This is a genomic window from Ameyamaea chiangmaiensis (genome assembly GCF_013376175.1).
In the GTDB taxonomy this organism is placed as follows: Bacteria; Pseudomonadota; Alphaproteobacteria; order Acetobacterales; family Acetobacteraceae; genus Ameyamaea; species Ameyamaea chiangmaiensis.
In genome coordinates this window covers 1-4,597 of sequence record NZ_JABXXR010000184.1, presented here as the reverse complement: position 1 = coordinate 4,597, position 4,597 = coordinate 1, and the positions used below count along the sequence as shown (strand labels likewise).

General features: G+C 70.9%; 4 protein-coding genes. 2 read left to right on the top strand and 2 right to left on the bottom strand.

What is annotated here, in order from left to right; translation table 11 throughout:
- Positions 1–1,115, bottom strand: a 1,115-nt coding sequence (locus tag HUK82_RS14635; RefSeq protein WP_256127042.1) for a glycosyltransferase family 4 protein, incomplete at its 3' end; no start/stop codon positions are given.
- Positions 1,116–1,197: 82 nt separating this feature from the next.
- Between HUK82_RS14635 and HUK82_RS14630 the strand changes: the two genes are divergently transcribed.
- Both HUK82_RS14630 and alr read left to right on the top strand, forming a co-directional pair.
- Complete coding sequence (locus HUK82_RS14630; protein WP_176614652.1) at positions 1,198–2,238, top strand: NAD(P)/FAD-dependent oxidoreductase; 1,041 nt, start codon at positions 1,198–1,200, stop codon at positions 2,236–2,238.
- A gap of 144 nt (positions 2,239–2,382) precedes the next feature.
- On the top strand, positions 2,383–3,510 hold the full coding sequence (alr, locus tag HUK82_RS14625) for an alanine racemase (RefSeq protein WP_373318281.1): 1,128 nt from the start codon (positions 2,383–2,385) through the stop codon (positions 3,508–3,510).
- 4 nt (positions 3,511–3,514) lie between these two features.
- Here the strand turns inward: alr and HUK82_RS14620 are convergent, their stop codons facing one another.
- Entirely contained in the window at positions 3,515–4,393 is an 879-nt protein-coding gene (locus HUK82_RS14620; RefSeq protein ID WP_176614651.1) for a DMT family transporter, read from the bottom strand.
- Positions 4,394–4,597 lie beyond the last annotated feature (204 nt).

Sequence of the window (4,597 nt, the reverse complement as noted above, 5' to 3'; positions counted from 1 at the left end):
CGCGCTTCGGAAAAGCGCGCGACGTCGGTCCGCGCCGCCGCCGACATCCGCGCGCGCAACGCGTCGTCACCGATCATGCGCAGCACGGCGACCTCGAACGCCGCCTCATGATCCTGCGGCACCAGAAGGCCCGTCTCGCCGTCGAGGATGATGTCCGACGGGCCGGCCTCGCAGTCGAAGGCCACGGCGGGCACCCCCCACGACGCCGCCTCGACCAGCACCATGCCGAACCCCTCGAAGCGGGAGGGAAAGCAGCACAGGCCGGCCGCGCGATAGACCGCGTCGATGTCGTCCGTCGCCGGCACCAGCGTCACGCGCCCGACAAGGCCATGCGCCTCGATCAGCCCCAGCAGCATCGCGCGGTCGGGGCCGTCGCCCACTATCGCCAGACGCCAGTCCCGCGCCGCCGGGTCGCGCATCACCCGCGCCCAGAGCGGGATCAGCCGATCAAAGCCCTTCTGCGGCACCAGTCGCCCGACTGCGACCGCCAGACGCGTGCCCGTGTCATACGTCGTGTCCCGCGCGGGCGGGGCAATGTTGGGAATTGCCGTCAGCCGGGCACGAACCCGCATCCCGTCCTGCCACAGCGCGACGTCGCGCCGGGTCAGCGTCACCACGTCGTGGGCCCACCAGCCGGCCAGCCGTCGCCCCAGCCGCCGCTTGCGCCGCCCCATGTCGGCGCGGAAATTGAAGTGCTCCCACACGATCGTCCGCACGGCCGTTCCCGCCAGGGCCGGCACGGCATACAGCGCGTGCGTCGCCTCGACCACCACCACTACATCAAGGCGGAGCCGCCGCGCCTGTGCCCGCAGCCAGCGCACCAGTCGCGGCCATGCGCGCACCAGCGAAACCTTGTGGGCTGAAAACGCCGTGCGTTCGATCCGGGGATCGAGCGCGAACACGGGTGGCCCAACAGGCGCCACCTCCAGAAGATGCAGCGCGCCGATCCCCGGGTGGCCGGCCAGTCCGTTCAGGACGGCGGTGGCCGCGCGCTCGGTCCCGCCCAGCGCCCCGATATGTTCGATCACGAAGCCGATCCGCATGCCGTCGCCTTTTTTACCCGCCCGTCCGGTCGCCGCCCCGTTGCGCGGCACCGACACTCGGGGCAGAAACATCCCCCGTGCCGACGGTTGTGAATCACGACCGCCGATACGACAAGAACCCATGTCCCGACCATGCAGCAAGGATCGCAGCGCCATGACCGCCGACACCCCGTCAACGGACCCTCTGGTGACCGACGTCGCGATCGTGGGCGCAGGCCCGACGGCGCTGTTCGCCGCCTTCGAATGCTCGATGCTCAAGCTGCGCTGCGTTCTGGTCGATGCGCTGGCCGAGATCGGGGGCCAGTGCGCGGCGCTCTACCCCGAAAAGCCGATCTACGACATCCCCGCCCATCCGGCGATCACCGGCGGCGACCTGATCGCCGCGCTGGACCAGCAGATCGCGCCCTTCGCCATCCCCCGCCTGCTGGGGCAACGCGTGGAGACCCTGACCGGTCACCGGGGCGCCTTCGCCCTGGGCACCAGCGCGGGCACGCAGATCCGGGCCGCCGCCGTGATCATCGCCGCCGGCGCGGGCGCGTTCGGCCCGAACCGGCCGCCACTCGACGGGCTGGACGGTTTCGAGGCATCGGGGGCCGTGCAGTACTACGTCCGTCGCCGCACCGATTTCGCGGGGCGCCGTATCGTCATCGCCGGCGGGGGGGATTCGGCGCTGGACTGGGCGCTGGCTCTGAAGGACATCGCGGCCAAGATCTGGCTCGTTCATCGGCGCCCGCGCTTTCGCGGCGCGCCCGAGACACTGTCTCAGATCGACGCCGCATGCGCCCGGGGCGAGATCGAAAAGGTCACGCCCTTCCAGCTCGCGCGGCTGCACGGCACGGACGGCGCCCTGTCCGGCGTGGAACTGGCCACGCTGGAGGGCGAGACGCGGGTGCTCGACGCCGACTGCCTGCTGCCGTTCTTCGGCCTGTCCACCGATCTGGGGCCGATCGCGGGCTGGGGTCTGGACACCCATCGCAACACCATCCCCGTGACGCCCTCCACCTGCGAAAGCTCCACCCCAGGCCTGTTCGCGATCGGCGACGTCGCAACCTATCCGGGCAAGCTAAAACTGATCCTGCAGGGCTTCAGCGAAGGGGCCATGGCCGCGCACGCCATCCACCCGATCGTCCATCCCGACACCGCCCTGCATTTCGAGTATTCGACGTCCAAGGGAGTGCCGGGCAGCGACCACTGACCGAAGCGCCACGTGTCACAAGGTACGGCACCGGGCGCTGGCGCCGCCATCCGTGCGCCATTACACTCGATTCCCTCTCGTATCGACCGCAATGAGATCGACCATGCGCGCCACGCCCCCTTCCCCAAGCCTGCTTCCATGACGATGGTGCCGACACAGGAGGCCGCGGGCGGCTGGCTCTCAATCGATCTGGACGCGATCGCCGCGAATTATCGCACCCTGCGTGAAGCCGTGGCGCCGGGCGTCCGTACGGCGGCGGCGGTCAAGGCGGATTGCTACGGGCTGGGGGCGGCCCGCGTCGTCCCTGTACTCGAAGCCGCGGGCTGCCGGAACTTCTTCGTGGCCACACTGGAGGAAGGAATCGCCCTGCGCGCGATCGCAGGGGGCGAGGCCGCGATCTTCGTGCTCGGCGGCCCTCCCCCGGGGTGCGATGCGGCCCTGCATGCCGCGCGCCTCGTTCCGGTGCTCAACAGTCTCGAGCAGATCGCCGCGTGGCGCGCGCTCGCCCGAACGTACGACACCGCCCTGCACGCAGTCCTGCAACTCGACAGCGGCATGTCGCGCCTTGGCCTCGGCGCGCGGGACGTGGCAATTCTGGCCGAAGACGGCGACAGCCTGTCGGGCATCCGGCCCGTTCTGGTCATGAGCCACCTTGCCTGCGCGGACGAACCCGCGCACCCGGCCAACCGCGCCCAGCGCGACACGTTCGAACGCCTGCGCGCGCAGTTGCCGCCGACGCTGGCCAGTCTGGCCGCGTCGTCGGGCACGTTTCTGGGCCCGGACTGGCACTACGACCTGATCCGCCCGGGGGCGGCCCTCTATGGCCTGAACCCCACGCCGGGCCAGCCGAACCCGATGCGCCCGGTCGTGCGCCTGCAACTGCGCAGTCTGCAGACCCGCGAGATCGAGGCGGGAACGGCCGTCGGCTACGGCGCACGCTTCATCGCCAACCGCCCCAGCCGCATCGCGACCCTCGCGGCCGGCTATGCCGACGGCCTGTTTCGTGCGGCGGGCGGCCGCGGATACGCGGTGCTGCCCGGGCAGGAGGATATCCGGCTGCCGATCGTGGGGCGCGTGTCCATGGACTGCCTGGCACTCGACATCACGGCGCTGGGCGAAACGCCTGTCCCGCCAGGAACGGCCTTCGACCTGATCGGCCCGTCACTCCCGATCGACGATCTCGCCGCCGCCTGCGATACCATTGGATACGAGGTCCTGACCGCGCTCGGCCACCGCTACCACCGGCACTACCGCTCCGGCGACGGGCTGTAACGCGTTACGCCGCCACCGCGCGCCGCCTGCGCGCGGTGGCCAGCACGACGCCGGCCATGACGATCGCACCGCCCACCAGCGTGGCGCGCGTGGGCGTCTCGCCGGTCAGCCCGTAGGCCAGCACCATGGTCGTGGGGGGCAGGAGATAGATCAGCACCATACCACGCGCAGCGCCCAGATGGCCGATCACGAAGCCCCACGCCGCGTAGCCCAGCGCGGCGGGGAAAATGCCCAGCGTCAGAACGGCGGCCCATGTCGTGGGCGGGGCATGCGCCAGCGCGCGAGCACCCTGCCCTAGCGCCGGACTCAGAAACACCGCTCCGGCAATCAGGGTATAGGCCGTGGTCGGCAGCGCACCGTACCGGCCCAGAAGCGGCTTTTGCGCGACCATATACAGTGCGGCACACAACGCCGCGCCGGCCACGAGCGTCGCCCCGGACCCGAACCTGAGGCCTCCCGCCTGACCTTGGGCCAGAAGCGCCACGCCGGAGAAACTCAACACCGATCCGGCCCAGCCACGGGCCGACAGGCGCTCGCCCAGCACCACGACCGCCAGCAGCCCGGCCAGAAGGGGGGCCGCCGCGATGATCAGACTGGCCGTCCCCGCCGAGACGCTGACCTCTCCGCAATTGAACAGGATATTATAGGCCGCGATGCCCACGGCCCCGCAGGCCGCCAGCCGCACCAGATCGCGCCCGTGCGGGACCGGTGGGCGCCTGACCAGCAGATAAAGCCCCGCCAGCACGGCCGCCACGGCGTAACGCCACGCCGCCAGCGGAACCGGCGGGATATCGCGCAACGCGATCCGCACCAGCGGATAGGCGCTGGCCCACGAGACGATGGCGACCGTCGCGCATAGGGGCAGGAGGCGATCGGCCCTCATCGTGCCCCGCTGCGCGCACGTGGGCGCCGACGGCACAATGTCCGGCGCAGCAGGGGAGCCATGCGCGCGGCCTCAGTTTTGCGTCGTGGCACCACGGGCCGAGCCCGGGACCACATCGGACAACTGCCGCCCGTGGTGCTTCGCCCGATGATGATGATGGCGGCGGGGTGCCGGCGACGCGGACGGGCGCGGGTCGAACGGACC